This window comes from Paraperlucidibaca baekdonensis (genome assembly GCF_003387535.1).
Classification (GTDB): domain Bacteria; phylum Pseudomonadota; class Gammaproteobacteria; order Pseudomonadales; family Moraxellaceae; genus Perlucidibaca; species Perlucidibaca baekdonensis.
The window spans coordinates 374,663-393,484 of record NZ_QUNR01000001.1 but is presented as its reverse complement, the minus strand read 5'-3'; the positions used below and the strand labels follow the sequence as shown (position 1 = coordinate 393,484).

The following is an 18,822-nucleotide window of genomic DNA, read 5'->3' as shown; positions in this document are numbered from 1 at the left end:
CGATGGCGTTTTCTTGTGTCGTTACTGCTCGTCGTGCCGTTAGGTGCGGCGAGCGCACCACGCGCACTGCTCATTCCGAGTAGCGATGACGTGGTGTTGGAATCGCTGCCGGCGGGCCCACGCCCGTCGGTGGCACCCCCTTCTTCCTCGCGCGAGGCGCTACCAGCCTCGCTAGATAGCATTGCCCAGTTACTGAGCGAAGCGCGCCGCTCCGGCGACCCGCGCTATTTGGGCTATGCCGAAGCGCAGCTAGCGCCGTGGCTGACAAGCCAGCCCGGTCATCCGCGCGTGCAACTTACGCAGGCGCGACTGCTGCAGGCCAATCATCGTTTCACCGCCGCAGAAAAGGTCTTGGCGCGGCTCATTGCCACGCAAACCAATACCGCCGAGGCCGTGCTGCTGAGCGCCTCCATTGCTCAAGTGCAAGGCAACAATACCTTGGCCCGCCAGCGCTGCCATGCGCTCAAAGGCTTGGAGACACTGCCGTTTGCGCTGATCTGCCAAGCACAGGTCGATGGCGCGACTGGCAAGGCGCAAAAAGCGCTTGCCGCGCTTGAAAAAGTTCCTGCGAAAGCACTCGGGTTTACGCCGCAACAAGCCGCGTGGTGGTGGCTGAGCCAGGCCGATATTGCCGATCGCTTGCAGCGCACCGAGCAGGCCGAGCGCGCATACCAAGCCGCGCAGCCCTCGGGTGCAGAAGCGGTTGGCGCCTATGCCGACTGGCTGTATCGCCAGCAGCGCTTTGCCGAGGCCGAGCAATTGCTCACGCCGTGGCGAGCCCACGATGGCCTACTAACGCAACTCGCGCGCGTTGAAAAACAACTCCAGCGCACCAGCGCAAAAGCCACGCAGGCCCAGGCCGAAGCACGTTGGCAGGCATTTTTAGCGCGTGATGAAGCCGGCCACGAACGTGAGCTCGCGCTATTTTATCTGGATGTGGCCAACCAGCCCGACACCGCATTGCGCTATGCCGTGCGCAATTGGCAAAACCAGCGCGAAACCGCCGATTTCCGTGTATATGCACGCGCCGCCCGCGCCGCGAATTCCGCTAGCGATGCCAAAATCTTGCGCGACTGGCTGAGCAGCACCGGCTTTGAAGACCACTACACCACGGTGGCGCCATGATTTATCGCGTGATTGCGCTGTTGGCGCTCAGCATTTTTAGCCTCACGGCGTGGGCACATAAAGCCGGCGATAGCTATTTGGCGATCAGCCAAGATGGGCCGGTGGTCACGGTGGCCTGGGATGTCGCGCTGCGCGATTTAGACCTGCTGCTGGTGCTCGATGCCAATGACGACAAACAGCTGACTTGGGGCGAAGTGCGCACGCGCGCGAGCGATATTGAAGCGCTGTTGCAGGCCAATTTGCAGATCGCCGATTGCCAAGCTGTTGGCCAGTCTGCGCCCTTGGCCATCGTGCAGTATAGCGATGGCAACTACGCCGCCTTGCGTTGGCTGATGCGCTGCGCAGAGGCGCCATTGAGTATTGATTACACACTGCTGGCCGGCATCGACGCACTGCATCGCGGCCTGCTCACCCTCAGCCGCGATGGCGCCAGCACCAGCGCCGTGCTGCGCCCGGATGCGGGCCCGCAAGTCATCTCCGCCGATGACAGCCTCTGGCAGACCTTCACGCGCTTTAGCCAAGAAGGCATTCATCATTTGCTGAGCGGCTACGACCACGTTTTATTTTTGCTCTGTCTGCTGCTACCGGCCTGCTTGATTGCGCGCAATGGCCAATGGCAGGCCACCGCGTCATTGCGCCAATCGCTGTGGCAGACCACGGCCATTGTCACGGCCTTCACGCTGGCGCATTCGCTAACGCTGGCGTTGGCGGCCCTGGAGATCGTTAATCTGCCGTCGCAATGGGTTGAGTCGGCTATTGCTGCGTCGATTGTGCTGGCTGCACTGCACACCATTTGGCCGCGCGTTATTGCCTCGCGCGCCCTGCTCGCCGGTGGATTTGGCCTGCTCCACGGCTTCGGTTTTGCTGGCGTGCTGCAAGGCCTACCGCTCACCACAGGCCCGCGCTTATCAGCTCTGGCGGGCTTCAATGTGGGTGTGGAGCTTGGTCAGCTCAGCGTGGTGCTGGCAGCTTTTCCTGTGCTATGGCTCGTTCGTCATAGTTCACTATACAAACGCATTGTGCTTCCGTTGTTTGCTGGGCTCATTGCCGTGGTGGCAATGCTCTGGCTCGTGCAGCGGGTTTTTGAGTGGCAATTAATTCCGGGGTAACCATGGCTGCCGATTTGGCCGAACTTATTGCAGCAACCGCGCAAGGTGATCAGCGCGCTTTCGAGGAACTTTACCAAGCCACATCGCCCACGCTTTATGCGCTGGCAATGGCGGTGTTGCGCAACGCCGATCATGCGCAAGAGGTGCTGCAGGAGGCCTACATCAATATTTGGCGCTCGGCAGCAAGCTATAGCGCCGACAAAGGCAGTGTGCAGATTTGGCTGAATGTCATTGTGCGGCGGCGCTGCATTGATCGCCTGCGTCATGCACCCGCGCCCACGGATGAGTTGTCGCTGATGGATTGGTCGGCAATTGAAGCGCAAGAGCCTTCGCCGCTGCAATTGGTGCAAGCCGATGCCGATGCCGCCGATCTCGCGCGCTGCATGCAGGGCCTCGGTGCGCCGCAGCAACGCGCGCTGAGCCTGGCGTATTTTCATGGCCTGACACATCGCGAATTGGCGAAAAAATTGAAGCTGCCACTGGGCTCGGTGAAGTCACAGGTACGGCGTGGTTTAGAGAACCTACGGAGGTGCTTGCATCATGCAACTGTCTGATCATGCGCACATGCTTATTGGTGGCGAATACGCGCTGGGCCTGCTGCCGCCTACGGTGAGCAAGCGCTGGGAGCGTCTCATGGCGGCGCAACCGGCATTGGCTGAGCTCACCGCACAATGGCAACAGCAGCTCGCGCCCATGGCCAATCGCCTGCCGCAACACGCGGTGCCGGCAGCATTGTGGCAGAGCATTGAAGCCGAACTATTTGGCTCACCACAGCCGGCAGCCAAGCCCGCCATCTCAGCGCCGGCTCGCAGTGCCACCCCTACGCGTCGTCGCACGTGGCTGATGGCCGCCGCACTAGCCGCGGGTCTGTCGCTGTGGCTGGCGCTGCCGAATACACAACCGCTCATCATCCCCGATGCGCCGGTGTCCAGCACCCAGTTAATCGCGACACTGAGCAGCGAGCAGCAAGCCGTGCAATGGCAAGTCTCCACGGTCGATGGCCAGTCGCTCGAACTCCGTGCCAGCGCGCCGTGGTCACAGCCTGCTGAGCGTAGCCTGCAATTGTGGGCGCTCGATGCCAGCGGCACGCCACATTCGCTCGGTGTGCTGAACCTGCAAGATGATCGCGCCATTCTCACGCTGTCACTGGCTGAGCGCGAATGGTTACGCACCGCCACGCTGCTGGCGATTAGCGATGAACCCGCGGGCGGCTCGCCCACACCCCTGCCCACCGGCCCGGTGATTTTCACCGGCAAACCCGCACAAGGTTGATTATGGATAATCGGTATTGGCTACTCGGTCTCACCACACTCACGCTCGGCAATGCCTGGGCCGGCGGCCTGCAAACACTGGAAACGGTGACGGTGGAGAGCATCACGACCTCGTGGGCGTGGCGAATTCGGCCAGCGAAGGCACGGTACTCAGCGACCAATTAGCGCTGCGCCCGCTGCTGCGGCCTGCCGAGGTGCTGGAGGTGGTGCCCGGCCTGATCGTCTCGCAACACAGTGGCAGCGGCAAAGCCAACCAGTATTATTTGCGCGGTTTTAATCTCGACCACGGCACCGACTTTGCCGCCTCGCTCATTGGCATGCCGCTCAATATGCCCACGCACGGCCACGGCCAGGGTTATTTGGATCTGCAGTTTCTCATCCCTGAGCTCATCGATAGCGTGCAATACCGCAAGGGCGCGCTTGCCGCCGATGTTGGCGATTTTGCCACGGCCGGCTCAGTGGCCATCGACTATAAGCGCAGCATCGATGCACCATTTTTAGAGCTGGGCGTGGGCGAAGATGGCTATCGGCGCGGCTTAGCGATTGGCAGCACGCGTGTCGGTGACGGTGATTTATTGCACGCGTTTGAATGGACCGAGACCAATGGTCCGTGGGTGCTCGACGAAGACCTCATCAAGCGCAATGCCGTGCTGCGTTATAGCCAAGGCACGCGCGATAACGGCTGGTCGGTAAGCGGCTTGGCGTATTCGTCGAGTTGGCAGGCCACCGATCAGGTGCCGCGACGCGCCATTAACAGCGGCCAGATCGACCGCTTTGGCTTCATCGACCCCACCGTGGGCGGCCGCACGCACCGCTACTCAATCTCGGCCGAATGGGCTCAGCGCAGCGCCAATCAACAGCGCCGCGCATCGGTTTATGCCGTTGATTATAAACTCAATTTATTTTCCAATTTCACGCTGTTTCTCAATGATCCGGTAAATGGCGACCAATTCGAGCAGCTCGATGACCGCCGCGTGTATGGCGGCGCATTTTCAAATACGTGGTTTGGCGAGCTCGCCGGCCTGCCCAGCGAATTTACCGTTGGCACGCAGATTCGCCACGATGCCATCGATGCTGTGGGGCTATTTACCAGCACCGCGCGCCAACGCACCGGCACCATTCGCCTCGATGAGGTCGATGAAACCAGCGTTGCGCTCTACGCCGAGCATCAGCTGCAATGGCACCCGAAATTTCGCAGCGTGCTGGGTCTGCGTACCGATGCCTATCGCTTCGATGTGAACAGTAACCGTGACATCAACAGCGGCCGCGTCAATGACCACATCACCAGCCCCAAAGCGGCGCTGATCTTTGGCCCGTGGGCAAAAACCGAGTTCTACGCGCAAGCCGGCTACGGCTTTCACAGCAATGACGCACGCGGCGTGACCACACGCTTAAACCCCGACTTCCGTGACCCCGGTTTTTTAAGCCCCTCACAGCCGGCCGACCCGCTGGTACGCGCCAAAAGCTATGAGCTCGGCCTGCGTACCGGCATCATTCGCGGCCTGCAAAGCAGTTTGGCGTTTTGGCGCTTAGACTTAGACTCCGAGCTGCTCTTCATTGGTGATGCCGGCACCACCGAGCCGAGCTTTCCAAGCCGCCGCGAGGGCATTGAGTTTGCCAATTTTTGGCAGCCTAATGAGCGCCTCACGGTCGATGCCGACCTGGCGTATTCACGTGCCCGCTTTCAAGAAGGCCCGAGCAATGAGCGCTTTATTCCCGGCTCGGTGGAAAAAACCGCCTCCGTTGGCGTGGCCTGGCAAATGGCCGAGCGCTGGCATAGCGGCTTGCGCCTGCGCTATTTCGGCCCGCGGCCATTGATTGAGGACAATAGCGTGCGCTCCGCCAGCAGCACCTTGGTCAATGCCCGCCTAGCCTATGACATCACGCCGAAACTCAAACTCACCGGCGACCTGCTCAATGTCTTTGATCGCCAGGTGAGCGACATCGATTATTTCTACGAATCACAGCTGCAAGGCGAGGCCGCGCCGGTTGAGGATATCCACACGCATCCAGCCGAGCCGCGCACGTTGCGTATGAGCCTGCGCTGGTCGTATTGAGCGGAATCTGAAGCCGCTGAGCCTATTTTCGCAGCGGCTGTTACACTGCGGTTTTGCTTGAGCAGGACCGCACATGCGCATCATTTCCGCCAACCTCAATGGCATCCGCTCCGCCGCCAAAAAAGGCTTTTTCGATTGGCTGCTCGACCGTAGCGGCGCCGATGTGCTGTGCATCCAAGAGACCAAGGCGCAAATCCATCAGCTCGATGACGCGGTGTTTAACCCCGATAGCTGGCACCGTCACTTTTTCGATGCCGTGAAGCCGGGCTATGCCGGCACTGCCATTTATAGCCGCCAAAAACCCGATGCCGTGCGCACCGGCCTAGGCTTTGAGATTTGCGATACTCAAGGCCGCTGGATTGAAGCGCAATTTGGCGACCTCACCGTGGTCTCGCTCTACCTGCCCTCCGGCTCGGCCAATGACGAAGCGCAAGCGCGCAAAGATATTTTTCTCGGCGAGCTCATGCCCATGCTGAAAGCCCGCCAAGCCGCCGGCGAAAAACTGATTATTTGCGGCGACTGGAACATCGCGCACAAAGAAATCGACATTAAAAACTGGAAAGGCAACCTGAAAAACTCGGGCTTTTTGCCACACGAGCGCGAATGGCTCACCGCCCTTTTTGATGACATCGGCTTTGTCGATGCCTTCCGGCTCATCGACCAGCGTCCTGAGCGCTACACCTGGTGGAGCAATCGCGGCCAAGCCTATGCCAATAACGTGGGTTGGCGCATCGACTACCACATCATCAGCGAGAACCTTCGCGAGCGCGTGCAAGCGGCAGACATTTACACCGATGAAAAGTTCTCCGATCATGCGCCGCTAATTATTGACTACGCCGACTGAGCCCATCATGCCCGCACCCGACAAAGCCCTGCTCGCGCAGTGGCGCCAAGATATTTCGTTTAATGCCACGCTGCGCGACCACACGCTGCGCTACACCACGACCTGGGGCATTTTCTCGCCCGAGCGCATCGACGCCGGCACCGAGTTATTGCTCGACTTAATGGATGTGCCCGAGACCGCCGACTGCCTCGATATTGGCTGCGGCTACGGCCCCATCGGCATGACGCTGGCCAAGCTCGCGCCCAAAGGCCACACGCTGATGGTCGATAAAGACTTCATGGCCGTGGATTACGCCAACAAGAATTGCGCGCTCAATGGCATCACAAATGCCACGGCCATACTCTCGAATGGCCTGCAGCATGTGCCGGCCGATAAAAAATTCGACATCATCGTGTCGAATTTGCCGGCCAAGGCCAGTAAGGAGCAGCACTATTTATTTCTCTATGACAGCCTCGCGCGCCTGAAGCCCGGCGGCCGATTTTACGTGGTCACCATCAATGGCCTGCGCGAGTTCATGGCGCGCACCATGAAAGAGGTATTTGGCGACTACGACAAGCTCAAGCAAGGCAAGGTCTACACCGTGGCGGTGTCGGAAAAGCGCTAACAAAAAAGGCCTCAATTGAGGCCTTTTTTAGTGCTTAGATGATGGTGATGGTCAGCAACACCACCGCCGCCAGCATCAAAGCAAAGGTCAGCGCCGCGCCCATGCGCCGCGCCTGCATGGCCGTGGTCAACATGCCGATAGCATGCAACACGCGACCCACGCTAAAGCCCACCACCAATGGCGCCAGCCAGCTTGCCGGTGTCTGCACCATACATAAGGCCAAAATCACCAGACCATACATCGGCACAAACTCAATGCCATTGCCATGCGCGCGAATCGCCGCTTTCAGTGCAATATTGCCGCCATCGCCATGCGCGACTTTCTCGCGCATGCGCACGCGCGAGACATTCATTGCCAGTAATACCAACAGCGCCGCGTTGAACGCCACAAACACATAGAACCAGTCAAAATTGCTCATCGTAGTGCCTCAGGAAAATGCTTCATTGAGTATGCCAGAGCCTTAGCGGTTAAGCAGGGCTCCGCGTTTTAAACCGCGGCTTACCAACCCAGCGCTTGTTGCTGCGCCGCCAATAAATCCTTCACGCCAGCATCGGCCAAATCCAGCAGCGCGATCGTTTCATCGCGGCTAAATGACTTACCCTCGGCCGTGCCCTGAATCTCAATCAGGCCGCCGTGCTGCGTCATCACCACATTCATGTCGGTGTCGCAGGCGGAGTCCTCGGTGTACTCCAAATCGAGCAATGGCACGCCATCGACAATGCCCACCGAAATCGCCGCGACCAAGTGCTGCAGCGGATCCTGCTTAATTTTCTTTTCGCGCAATAGCCAGCTCAGCGCGTCGACCAGCGCCACTGCACCGCCGGTAATCGCCGCCGTGCGCGTGCCGCCATCGGCCTGAATAACATCGCAATCGATGGTGATGGTGTGCTCGCCGAGCTTCTTCATATCGACCATGGCGCGCAACGAGCGACCAATTAAGCGCTGAATTTCCAGCGTGCGCCCGCCCTGCTTACCACGCGTGGCCTCACGGCCATTACGCGTATGCGTAGCGCGCGGCAGCATGCTGTATTCGGCGGTAATCCAGCCCTCACCCTTGCCTTTCAGAAAGCGCGGCACCCCGGTTTCCACCGACGCCGTGCACAGCACCTTGGTATTGCCAAACTCAATCAACACCGAGCCCTCGGCGTGGCAGGTGTAATTCCGTGTGATGGTCACGGGGCGAAGTTGGTTGGGCAAACGACCGCTGGCGCGCATGAGCAATTCCTATCTGAATACAAAGTGGCGCGTAGTATACCTGTGGAGCGGGGGGTGATGCCGGAAACAATGGCTACTCCACCACCCGCCTCACCTGCCCGACGTCATAGCCCTCGGCCTTCACCATCGCCAGCAAGCGCTGATAATCAGCATCGGTGATGGACGGCGAGCGCGACATGATCCACACCAGATCGCGCGCGCTGCGGCCAATGATGGTTTCGCTGTAATCGGCATCGACATAGACAATTCGGTACTCGGCTTTGAAGGGCCAGAGAAATTGCATGCCCCAGACACCGCCGCCGCTGGCTAAGTCCACGTAGCCGGTGGGCGTGTACGTTTTCAGCGGGCCCGATGGGCTGCCGTCATTGAACTGAAAGGTGGTGTGCACAATGTTTGGCGCCTCGAAGCGGTAGCGCTCGAGCTGGTTGTAGGCCTCGCCGTCGACGAGCAGCGGGATATGCCCATGCACATGCCAGTCGCCCATAAAGCGCGGGATGTCGACCTGCGCTTCGGTGCGTATCGGCGGATGGCTACTGCAAGCGGCCATCAAGACGGTGAGCGACAGCAGTAACCAACGCATAAAAGCTCCTACAACATAAAAGTAATTTGCATCTCGCCGACCATAAAGCCGAGCACCGCACCGACCAAGATCAAGATCCATTCTTCCTCTTTAAATGCCGGCCGCAACATGCCTTCAAACTCCTCCGGCGTGAGCTGGCGCATGCGCGTAATCAGCGTATTACGCACGTCCATGGCGTCTTCGGCGTAGGCTTCCATATGCTTCATGGTCTCCGGTAGGCGCTCCAAAATGCGCTCAGCGACGGTGGCTTTCATGGCAATGTATTTTTCCGTGCCCACCGCGTAGAGCACCAAGGGTCGTGCCAGACCGGCTTGCTCATCAATGACGCGGCGCACGTGTTTTTGCAACAGCGTGATGACACGATCGGAGCGCGGGCCGGCAAACAATTCTTCCATCATGGCGCCAGGCGTGAGCATTTGCTTGGAAATCAGCGCGGCATAGTCGCCGGCGACCTCGTGTTGCCGCTTGAGAAATAGACCGTGCAGCGTGAAGCCGAAAATCTTTTTCGGGTGCATGGGGCGAAACAACATTTGCAGCGCCAGCCAGTCGCTGAAAAACCCAACAAAGCCACCAAATGCCGGCAACATCCACGGTTGGCGGAAAATCAGCCAGCAGACCATTTGCACGATGCCAATAATGAAGCCAAATACAAACCCGGCCTTGCAGAAAAACTTTAGCTCTTCTTTGCCGACACTTTGGAAAACTTCGTTGAGCAAGGCTTTGTCTTTTTGCAGATTGCTGATGACCATGTGGCGAATATCGAAATAGCGCGACACGTCATGCTGCACTTCGCCCATGATGGTCTGCACAATTTTCGGCGCCTCGCCCTTCACACGCTTAATGATCGCAGCGCGCATAAATAGCGGCATACCTTCCCACAGCCCGGGTTGGTACTGGTGCATGACCTCGCGCACGATGTCTTCCGAGGCCTCCATCATGGGCGCTTCAATCTCACGCGCGATGCGCTTCGGATCTAGCCGCGCAAAAATTTCCTCCGGCTTAATGAGTCGCTCAGTCATCAGATCGACAGCGATCGTCGCCATCTTTTCTGACTTGCGCGGCACAATGCCCTGCCAGCCAAAAAACGGCTTAATGCCCCAAAACTCGATGGGGTAGAACATCATTTTAATGGCCACCACCTTAGTGACGTAACCAATGATGCCGCTGATAAACGGGATGGAAATGTAAAGCCACATATCGGCCTTAAAATCGGCAATCAAAGCGTCCATAACAGTCCGTTAGTTTTTATGATGATGAAGCATCATCGCGCGGCGCATCCGATGTGGGTCGTAAGGCCAGCGACAATCGCGAGGGATCGGCGGGAATAATGCCATGATATGGCGCCATCAGGTATTTCAAGTCAGCCTCTAAATCGCCGGTCGGGTAAAACACCGGTAGCAGGTGCAACTCTTTGCGCCCGAAATCCAAGATAAATGGCACGATGGGCACGCCGGCTTTCACCGCCATATGATAAAAACCGGTCTTCCACGCCGGCGATGCATGGCGCGTGCCTTCAGGCGCGACACCAATATAAATTGCTTCCTCGGCGGCAAAGCGCGCCACGATTTGATCCACTTGGCCGCCGCGCGAACTGGCGCGATACACCGGGATGACATCCATCCAGCGAAATAATGTCGCCAATGGGCCTTTGAAAGCCTCGGCCTTCGCCATGACATGAATGCGCATACGCAACGCCATGGTAGTAGCCACCGCCACGAAGCCATCGCGGTTAGAGGTGTGCGGCGCGCCAATGAAAATCGCTTTCGGCACCGACGGCGGCGTGCCCGTGATGCGCCAGCCAATAAGCCGCAGCCACAACTCACCGATGCGTTGGCTAAAGGGCGTACCGCGGCGCGGCACCTGCGAGCCTAAGCTACTGGCGGTAACGAGTGTGTTGTTGCGCGGCGTAGGAGTGTCTGCAGTCATGATCGTTTCTGTGTTGAGTGTGTCTTGTTATAGCGCAAAAAAAGGGCCACAGCGTAGCTGCAGCCCTTTTCATTGACGCTAACCATCTAAATTCCGCTTAGAACGTCCGCGCAATCAGCTCTTTCATGATTTCGTTGGTACCACCGTAGATACGGTTGGCACGCGTATCAATATAGGCTTGCGCTACGGGGTATTCGGTCATGAAACCGTAGCCACCGTGCAACTGCACGCACTCATCGGCGACTTTCGACATCAAATCCGACACCCAGTACTTAGCGGCCGCAGCGGCATCGACTTGCAACGTGCCTTTGAGCTGCTCTTCGATGCAACGGTCAACAAACACACGGGCGATTTGCGTCTCGGAGCGCAACTCAGCGAGTTTGTATTTGGTGTTTTGGTAAGCCGCCACGGGTTTGCCAAAGACCTTACGATCGCGCACATAACGCAGGGTGTGAGCCAGCACACTCTCGCAACCAGCGGCACACATGATGGCAATCATCAGGCGTTCCCAGGCCAGCTCTTTCATCAACATGATAAAGCCCATGCCTTCCATGCCGATCAAGTTCGACTTGGGCACGCGCACATTGTCGAAAAACAGCTCGCAAGTGTCCTGACCTTTCATGCCGACTTTTTTCAACGGACGGCCTTTGCTGAAGCCTTCGCGGTTGGCTTCAATCAGCAACAGCGACACGCTTTCTGCGCCTTTGCTGGGGTCGCCAGTTTTCACCACCACCACGGCGATATCGCACAGATAACCGTTAGTGATGAAAATTTTGCTGCCATTAACGATGTAGTCATCGCCATCGGCCACAGCGGATGTGCGCACGGCTTGCAAGTCGGAGCCTGTGCCTGGTTCGGTCATGGCAATCGCGCCCACGGCCTCGCCGGAACACATTTTCGGCAGCCATTCTTGCTTCAATTCTTCGCTGCCGAAGTTCAGCAGATAATTAGCAACAATGTCTGAGTGCAGCGAAAAACCCGAAGCGGAATCACCGGCACGCGCCTGCTCTTCCATCAAAATCGTGCTGTAGAGACGGTCCACGCCGGAGCCGCCGTACTCTTCGGGCATGGTCGGGCAGAGCAAGCCGAGCTCACCGGCTTTGTTCCATAGATTACGGTCGATGTGCTGCTGCTCTTCCCACTTTTCACGATGTGGGGCTAATTCTTCTTCAAAAAAACGGCGCGCTGTGCGGCGGAAATCTTCATGGTCGGCGGTAAACAACGTACGCGGAATCATGTCATTCATTGGGGTGGGGACGTTCAAGCTCATAAAGGCTCCTAAAACAGTCAAAGTAAAAAACTAGACATTGTCGGCCTCCCATTTACAATACGGCCGTACAACTTGTGTGCTTTATACGCAGACTCATCTGAGGTTTCAAGTAAAAATGACTGTTCAGTCCGAAAAAAAAGAAGCTCAGCGCCGCACCCAAGGCGAACGCAGCGAAGCCATGCGCCAACGCCTGATTGACGCCACCGTGACGTGTTTGGCCGATGAAGGCTATGCCGGCACCACCGTAAGCAAAATCATCAGTGCTGCCGGGGTCTCACGCGGCGCGCCTATGCACCATTTCCCCACGAAGGCGAGCCTGCTGGAGGCCACCGCCGAGCATTTAATTCGCTGGATGAATCGTCATCTGGCGCGCGCCACCCGCGGCGTGGTCGACTCCGAGCAACGCGCCGCGGACATGATTACGGCGACTTGGCGCGAATTGCACGATGGCGCAGAAAGCTTAGCCTTGATGGAGCTGATGCTCGCTAGCCGCCGCGATGAGGACCTCGCACGCGTCATGCGCACGCTTTGGGATGCCGGTCGACAGGCACTCGATATGGCCGCCAAGCATTATTTTGAGCCAGAGGTCGAGGGCATCAAACCCACGCAGCTGTTTATCCTCACGCATTGGCTGATGCGCGGCATGGCGCTCGAGCGCCATCTGACCAATGATGAACAAGTCAGCACGCACTTTATTGCGTTGTGGGCGCAAGTCACCAGCCAACATTTACGCGCTAAGCCCGGTGTCAGCACGCCGCCACCCCGGCCAGCGTTTTGGAACCGCTCATTAGCCGAGGGTAGCGATTAGATGCGCATTCACGCGGTCATCTGGCAGATATCTCGGCTGTTTTTTGCTTAAATAGCACCATCCCATTTATGCCGTTGCGAGCCCCTCATGTCCGGTACGTTATTTATCATCGCCGCCGCTTCTGGCACCGGCAAAACCTCGTTAGTGAAGTCCTTGGTCGCCAGCGATGCGCGCCTCGGGGTGTCGATCTCGCACACCACACGCGCCTCACGGCCTGGCGAGATCGATGGCGTGAATTACCATTTTGTCTCGCGTGAGGCTTTTTTAAGTGACGTTGGTGCCGGCCAATTTCTTGAGCATGCCGAAGTCTTTGGCAACTTATATGGCACCTCACGGCGCTGGGTCGAAGACCAGTTGGCCCAAGATTTCGATGTCATTTTAGAAATCGACTGGCAAGGTGCGGCCATCGTGCGTGACTTGATGCCACAGGCCCAGTCGGTGTTTATTTTGCCGCCCTCGCTGCCGGCGCTCGCTGAACGCTTAAATGGCCGCGGCACCGACAGCGCCGAAGTCATTGCCCATCGCTTAAGCGAAGCGATTGCCGACATTGGCCATTACGCCGATTTCGACTACTTAGTGATTAACGATGACTTTGCCACGGCGCTCGCCGACTTACAGGGCATCGTGCGCGCAGCGCGCCTCAGTAATCGCGCGCAAAGCCAGCGCCAAGCCAGCCTCATTCGTCGCCTGCTTTCGGGCGGCTAAATGCTTAAGTGCCGCACGCGGCAGTTGTGTAAAAAAACCACAGGCGGTAGAATCCCGCCCCTTATTTGCCCGCTGCTTGGAGCGTGAACATGGCCCGCGTAACCGTCGAAGACTGTCTGACCAATTTAGACAACCGTTTTGAGTTGGTGTTGGTTGCCTCTAAGCGTGCCCGTCAACTCGCCACCGGTGGCAAAGAGTCAAGCCTGGCCTGGGAAAACGACAAGCCCACCGTGATGGCTCTGCGCGAGATCGCTGCTGGCCTAGTCACACGCGACATTCTCACCGAAATGCCAGAAGAAGAAGCACTGCCAGACTTAAGCAACCTCGGCAATCTCGAATACCAGCCACCGATTGAGCTATAACACCTTCGGTAACTGAAAAAATGCGCCCTTGTCGGCGCATTTTTTTATTGTACTTACTACTTTTTTCAAACGAATTCCTCATCTTAGCCCCTTGACGGCGCGCGCTGCGATGCCGACACTCAAATGATGAATTCTGGCATCGACGCCCTCTGTACACGACTCACCGACTACCTTTCGCCCGATCAAGTAGCCGCCATTCGTCGCGCCTATATTTTTTCCGAACAGGCTCACAGCGGGCAGTTTCGCCGCAATGGCGACCCCTACGTTACTCACCCCTTAGCAGTAGCCAATATTTTGTGCGATATGCACATGGATCATCACAGCCTGATGGCCGCGATGCTCCACGATGTCATTGAAGATACGGGGGTAAGCAAAGAAACGCTGGCCGCCGAATTTGGCGATGAAGTCACGGCCTTGGTCGATGGCGTGACCAAGCTCACGCAAGTGCATTTCTCCAGCAAAGCCGAAGCGCAGGCAGAAAATTTTCGCAAAATGATCCTCGCCATGACCCACGATGTGCGCGTGATCGTGGTGAAGCTCGCCGACCGCCTGCACAATATGCGCACGCTCGACGTGCTAAGCGTGGAAAAACGCAAACGCGTGGCCCGCGAAACCCTCGATATTTACGCGCCAATCGCTATGCGTTTGGGCATGAACGACATCCGCATCGAGTACGAAGAGCTCGGCTTTCATGCCATTTGGCCGATGCGTGCCGAACGAATTCAGCATGCGGTGTTAGCAGCGCGTGGACATCGCCGCGAAATGGTCATTAGCTTAGAAGTGGCGATCAGCGAGCGCCTAGCGCGCGCCGGTATCACCGCGCGTGTGGAAGGCCGAGAAAAACACCTCTTCAGCATTTATCAGAAAATGCGCGAGAAACGCCGCTCATTTTCAGAAATCATGGATGTCTATGGCTTCCGCGTCATTGTCGATAGTGTCGACACGTGCTACCGCGGCCTCGGCTTGATGCACAACCTCTACAAGCCCATCCCAGGTAAATTCAAAGACTACATCGCCATCCCAAAAACGAATGGCTACCAGTCCCTGCATACGGTGCTGAAAGGCCCGCGTGGCGTGCCAATTGAGGTGCAGCTGCGCTCAGAGGCCATGGACGCGATGGCCAGTAGCGGTATCGCCGCGCATTGGTTGTACAAGTCTGATGGCTTCACTAATACCTCGCAAACCCGCGCACGCGAATGGATGAAGTCGCTACAAGAGCTGCAGAAAAATGCCGGCGATTCGCTCGAGTTCATTGAGAGTGTGAAAATCGATCTGTTCCCGGATGAAGTCTATTTGTTCACGCCGAAAGGCCGCATCATGACCTTGCCGCGCGGTGCTACGCCGGTGGATTTTGCTTACGCCGTGCACTCCGATGTGGGTGATACCTGCGTGGCTGCGCGAGTCGATAACCGCTTAGCACCGCTGAGCTTGCCGCTGGCCACCGGGCAAACGGTTGAGATCATCACGGCACCCGGCGCACGACCCAATCCAAGCTGGCTCGATTTTGTTATTACCAGTAAAGCGCGCGCCAAAATTCGTCATTTCCTCAAAGATCAACAGTCTGATGAGTCGCGCGACCTAGGCTTGCGCTTGCTCGAAAAATCACTGTCTGGGCTTGGCGTGAAATACACTGAACTCGCCACCGGCCAGGTCGCCACATTGCTAAAAGAGCTCGGCATGGCAAGTGCCGATACGCTGCTTGAAAATATCGGCATGGGCAATCAAGTACCTCAAATTATTGCGCGTCGATTGGTGCCCGAAGAAGACGATATCGCGACACCTAAGCTCAAGCGCGCCGCGCGCAAAGGTATTGCCATTCGTGGCACCGAAGGTTTGGTGGTGTCGTATGCGCGCTGCTGCCGGCCATTGCCCGGTGACGATATCAATGGCCATTTAAGCGCCGGTCGTGGCATCGTTATTCATCGCCACAAATGCCGTAATATGGCGTCGGAAATTCGCAGCAACCCCGATAAATGCGTGCCGCTGCGCTGGGCCGAACAGGTCGATCGCGAATTTCTCTGCCAGCTGCGCATCGCATTGATTAATCGTCGCGGCATGCTCGCGGAAATTGCCCGCGAAGCCACCGACAGTGAAGCCAGTATCGACAATGTGCAAATCGAAGAAAAAGGCTCACACCATGGCGTCATGCAACTCGGGCTAATGGTGCGTGACCGCATCCATCTCGCGCGCGTGATTAAACGCATTCGTGTCTTACCCGGCGTCGACAAAGTCACCCGTGTCAACGCTTAACCCCTTAGGAGTATCGCTTCAATGAACCGCGCCATCATCCAAAGTAACAAAGCGCCAGCCGCCATTGGCCCCTACTCGCAGGCCGTGAAAGTCGGCAGCACGGTGTATTTATCTGGCCAAATTGGCCTCAACCCAAGCAGCATGGAGCTGGTTGATGGCATTGAGGCGCAAATTATTCAGGTCTTCGAGAACCTGAAAGCGGTCATTGAGGAGTCCGGTGCCACGCTGCAAGATATCGCCAAGCTCAATATTTTCCTCACTGATCTGGGTCATTTTGCCTTAGTGAACGAACTCATGGCTCGCTACTTTACGCAGCCCTACCCCGCACGCGCTGCCCTTGGCGTGGCGTCTTTGCCGCGCGGTGCGCTGGTCGAGATGGATGGCATTGTGGTGATTACCACGTAATTAACGCTGAGCTGAACGGCCGCTGTTAACAAAAACGCCTGCAACTGCAGGCGTTTTTTATGGAAAATAACGGCTCAGTTCGACGCCATGCTTTCCGCAGTTTGCAGAGTGGGCACACGTACCGTACCGCCAATATTGACGCCAAGCACTAGCAAGTCTCGCGACAAGCTGGTCAGGTATTGCAGGTTATAGCCATAGACCATCAGACCTAACTGCTCACCCTCAGCGAGCTTCTCAGCAACACCGACCATAGGCACAATTTGCTGACCTAACGCACGCACTGGCTGAATTTGCTCATCGATCAAGCGCGGTGCAGCAAGGCCAGATTTGGCGCCAAAACCAACAAAAACAATGGCGTCGCAAGCGCTAATCGGCAAGCGCGATGGCAGCAAGCCCAGCACGCCAGACAATGGTGGCGGCAATGCGCCCGTCAGTGCAGACGGCAGCTCAAGCGGTAAATCACAGCCATTGAGCGGCGGAATAATGTTCTCAATGGTGATATCTAACACGCCAATACCACCAATCGTCAGCGGCCCTACCATGCCATCGAGCGGGATAAACGTGGGCAGCAACAGACTGGTCAAGCCCAGCACCGTGTTTGGTACTGGAATCATGGTTGTTGGAATATCCGTCGCAGGGCGCGTGTTCATGAACTGATCCGCCTGAACAAAGACGGCCTCACCAGCGGCGTCACCATCACTATCATTCAGTGATAAACACACGCTGTCTTTCAGGCGCGTTAGGCCAATTGCAGTGGCAGTCGATGCCGTTTCTGCCATGGGTGGACTAAGCTTTTGGTTTAAAAACGCCACATTGGCATCTTCTACGCTGAGCGGGCCACAGCTCTGACGGCCACCGGGCGCCTGCAACTCGGGCTGCGAAATACCAATGCTGTTGAGGCCGCCCAGCAATGGATCGGTAAGCATATTCAGTGGGCCCAATGCACCGATCAGCGTTTGCGTGCCGGGCAAAATATGGCCACTTTCGTGGGTCATCAATCGCACATCGCCACCGAAGGCTTTGTAGGCGGAGAAGTTCGCCCACGCTTCATTGAAGTTGAACAAGGTGTCGCGCATGCCTTGCGAAAACAGGATGTCGACTTTTTTCGGTACTTTTTTCGCATCACCAACAAAGGTTGGCATGATCGATGTCATGGTCAGCATGGAGGTCAAAAAGTCTTGATCGCTGACGTCGGTGTCATCGGGATCGGCAAAATAACCAACGCTGTGGTAGTAGAAAAAATTCAGCGCCGGCGTCGGAATTTCATTCACCAGCAGGCCACGAATCAACGTCTCTTTGATGACCGGATCTAAGCCCATGGCAATAGGCTGGTTCGAGCCGGCTTCGCCACCAACCACCAACAGTGCCGCCCAACCAGACTTCACCACATTGCCAGGATACAAGCTGCTGCGCAGGTCATGCGGCGTGATATCTGGGGTCAGCACATCGAGACGGTTTTTCGTGTCAATGTTGTGGATGAGCAGCTGATACATGCCGCCATAACTGCCGCCGGTCGCGCCCGCCGCGAGATTGTAGGGGCTGCTGGCAGAAGGCCGGTCATAGGCCAAATAATCGAGGTTGGCTTCAGCCCAGTCGAGAATTTGCAGCAAGTCTTCGCCTTCAAAATCCGGGTCCATGACGCGCACCGTGCCGGTGCTGTCGTTGAAGCCGCGCTGATCGATACTGATGACCGCATAGCCGTTGTTTTGCAAACGCTCAAGCGTGGTGCCGGCGGGATCTTCTGTGCGCGCGCCGCCAAATCCGTGGCCATGTAAAACCAGCGGATTGCCTTTCACGCAATTGATGGTTGTCGGTTCAATGACTTGGAAGCTGATGGTTTCGCCACTGGCTGAGGGCAGCGTGACTTGATAATTGCGGCCACCATCGAGGCGGGTAGTGCTGGCGCAGGATGCGGTGTTGGGCTCGAGCATGGCCAAGGTGACGCCGGGACGCATGAAATTAACTTGGCGGGCATTGGCGTCGGTGCTGGGGCCACCATCGCCATTGCCACCACCATCGCCATTGCCACCACCGCTGCCATTGCCACCACCGCTGCCATTGCCAACGCCACCGCCATTGCCTCCGCCGTTGTCGCCACTCATATCACCGGCAGGTGGATCCGCAGGATCATCGGCAAAAAAGCTACCCGAGCTCGATGAGCCACCACAGGCGGCTAGCACTAGCGTAAGCGTCATTAACGGAAGGGTTTTGGAGATATGCATAGCGGCCTCGGCGCATTGTTCTTTTTATGAACGCCAAGCCTACGCCGGACACAACAGATGCGCAACATA

The 18,822-nt window shown here is 57.3% G+C and carries 20 protein-coding genes; 13 read left to right on the top strand and 7 right to left on the bottom strand.

What is annotated here, in order from left to right; genetic code table 11:
• Positions 1-15 precede the first annotated feature (15 nt).
• From DFR26_RS01860 to DFR26_RS01830, 8 genes are all read left to right on the top strand, one after another.
• Positions 16-1,125 carry a tetratricopeptide repeat protein gene (locus tag DFR26_RS01860; RefSeq protein WP_116207237.1) on the top strand — a complete coding sequence of 370 codons (1,110 nt, stop codon included), beginning with the start codon at positions 16-18 and terminating at the stop codon, positions 1,123-1,125.
• Positions 1,122-2,234 (top strand): HupE/UreJ family protein, encoded by a 1,113-nt coding sequence (locus DFR26_RS01855; protein WP_116207236.1) that lies wholly within the window; start codon positions 1,122-1,124, stop codon positions 2,232-2,234. The genes DFR26_RS01860 and DFR26_RS01855 overlap by 4 nt, the downstream gene beginning before the upstream one ends.
• A gap of 2 nt (positions 2,235-2,236) precedes the next feature.
• Positions 2,237-2,788 (top strand): sigma-70 family RNA polymerase sigma factor, encoded by a 552-nt coding sequence (locus tag DFR26_RS01850; RefSeq protein ID WP_116207235.1) that lies wholly within the window; start codon positions 2,237-2,239, stop codon positions 2,786-2,788.
• The gene (locus DFR26_RS01845) at positions 2,775-3,506 is read left to right on the top strand and encodes an anti-sigma factor (RefSeq protein ID WP_116207234.1); all 732 of its coding nucleotides are present in this window, start codon (positions 2,775-2,777) and stop codon (positions 3,504-3,506) included. The genes DFR26_RS01850 and DFR26_RS01845 overlap by 14 nt, the downstream gene beginning before the upstream one ends.
• A 2-nt stretch (positions 3,507-3,508) precedes the next feature.
• The gene (locus DFR26_RS11125) at positions 3,509-3,670 is read left to right on the top strand and encodes a hypothetical protein (protein ID WP_220375678.1); all 162 of its coding nucleotides are present in this window, start codon (positions 3,509-3,511) and stop codon (positions 3,668-3,670) included.
• Positions 3,625-5,562, top strand: a complete 1,938-nt coding sequence (locus DFR26_RS01840) for a TonB-dependent receptor (RefSeq protein ID WP_220375677.1) — start codon at positions 3,625-3,627, stop codon at positions 5,560-5,562. Before DFR26_RS11125 ends, DFR26_RS01840 begins: the two co-directional genes overlap by 46 nt.
• A gap of 73 nt (positions 5,563-5,635) precedes the next feature.
• Entirely contained in the window at positions 5,636-6,406 is a 771-nt protein-coding gene (locus DFR26_RS01835) for an exodeoxyribonuclease III (protein ID WP_116207233.1), read from the top strand.
• Positions 6,407-6,413: 7 nt separating this feature from the next.
• A complete protein-coding gene (locus DFR26_RS01830; RefSeq protein WP_116207232.1) occupies positions 6,414-7,010 on the top strand; it encodes a class I SAM-dependent methyltransferase in 597 nt (198 codons plus the stop codon).
• 34 nt (positions 7,011-7,044) lie between these two features.
• On the opposite strand, the gene DFR26_RS01825 is transcribed toward DFR26_RS01830, so the two are convergent.
• From DFR26_RS01825 to DFR26_RS01800, 6 genes are all read right to left on the bottom strand, one after another.
• Entirely contained in the window at positions 7,045-7,428 is a 384-nt protein-coding gene (locus DFR26_RS01825; protein WP_116207231.1) for an MAPEG family protein, read from the bottom strand.
• A gap of 80 nt (positions 7,429-7,508) precedes the next feature.
• Positions 7,509-8,225 carry a ribonuclease PH gene (gene rph, locus DFR26_RS01820; RefSeq protein WP_116207230.1) on the bottom strand — a complete coding sequence of 239 codons (717 nt, stop codon included), beginning with the start codon at positions 8,223-8,225 and terminating at the stop codon, positions 7,509-7,511.
• Between the two features lie 73 nt (positions 8,226-8,298).
• A complete protein-coding gene (locus DFR26_RS01815) occupies positions 8,299-8,805 on the bottom strand; it encodes a lipocalin family protein (RefSeq protein WP_116207229.1) in 507 nt (168 codons plus the stop codon).
• An 8-nt stretch (positions 8,806-8,813) separates the two neighbouring features.
• Positions 8,814-10,034, bottom strand: coding sequence for a DUF445 domain-containing protein (locus DFR26_RS01810; protein ID WP_116207228.1), 1,221 nt, complete (start codon positions 10,032-10,034; stop codon positions 8,814-8,816).
• 16 nt (positions 10,035-10,050) lie between these two features.
• Entirely contained in the window at positions 10,051-10,731 is a 681-nt protein-coding gene (locus DFR26_RS01805) for a lysophospholipid acyltransferase family protein (protein ID WP_116207227.1), read from the bottom strand.
• A gap of 97 nt (positions 10,732-10,828) precedes the next feature.
• Positions 10,829-12,001 carry an acyl-CoA dehydrogenase family protein gene (locus DFR26_RS01800; protein WP_245952985.1) on the bottom strand — a complete coding sequence of 391 codons (1,173 nt, stop codon included), beginning with the start codon at positions 11,999-12,001 and terminating at the stop codon, positions 10,829-10,831.
• A 115-nt stretch (positions 12,002-12,116) separates the two neighbouring features.
• On the opposite strand from DFR26_RS01800, the gene DFR26_RS01795 reads away from it, so the two are divergent.
• The 5 genes from DFR26_RS01795 (at position 12,117) to DFR26_RS01775 (ending at position 16,531) form a co-directional block, all read left to right on the top strand.
• Entirely contained in the window at positions 12,117-12,809 is a 693-nt protein-coding gene (locus DFR26_RS01795; RefSeq protein WP_116207226.1) for a TetR/AcrR family transcriptional regulator, read from the top strand.
• Between the two features lie 87 nt (positions 12,810-12,896).
• A complete protein-coding gene (gene gmk / locus DFR26_RS01790) occupies positions 12,897-13,514 on the top strand; it encodes a guanylate kinase (RefSeq protein ID WP_116207225.1) in 618 nt (205 codons plus the stop codon).
• A gap of 89 nt (positions 13,515-13,603) precedes the next feature.
• Complete coding sequence (gene rpoZ / locus DFR26_RS01785; protein ID WP_116207224.1) at positions 13,604-13,876, top strand: DNA-directed RNA polymerase subunit omega; 273 nt, start codon at positions 13,604-13,606, stop codon at positions 13,874-13,876.
• Positions 13,877-13,999: 123 nt separating this feature from the next.
• A complete protein-coding gene (locus DFR26_RS01780) occupies positions 14,000-16,126 on the top strand; it encodes a RelA/SpoT family protein (protein WP_245952984.1) in 2,127 nt (708 codons plus the stop codon).
• A gap of 21 nt (positions 16,127-16,147) precedes the next feature.
• Positions 16,148-16,531 carry a RidA family protein gene (locus DFR26_RS01775; RefSeq protein WP_116207223.1) on the top strand — a complete coding sequence of 128 codons (384 nt, stop codon included), beginning with the start codon at positions 16,148-16,150 and terminating at the stop codon, positions 16,529-16,531.
• Positions 16,532-16,605: 74 nt separating this feature from the next.
• Here DFR26_RS01775 and DFR26_RS01770 read toward each other — a convergent pair whose 3' ends face one another.
• Complete coding sequence (locus tag DFR26_RS01770) at positions 16,606-18,753, bottom strand: alpha/beta hydrolase (protein ID WP_116207222.1); 2,148 nt, start codon at positions 18,751-18,753, stop codon at positions 16,606-16,608.
• Positions 18,754-18,822: the final 69 nt, after the last annotated feature.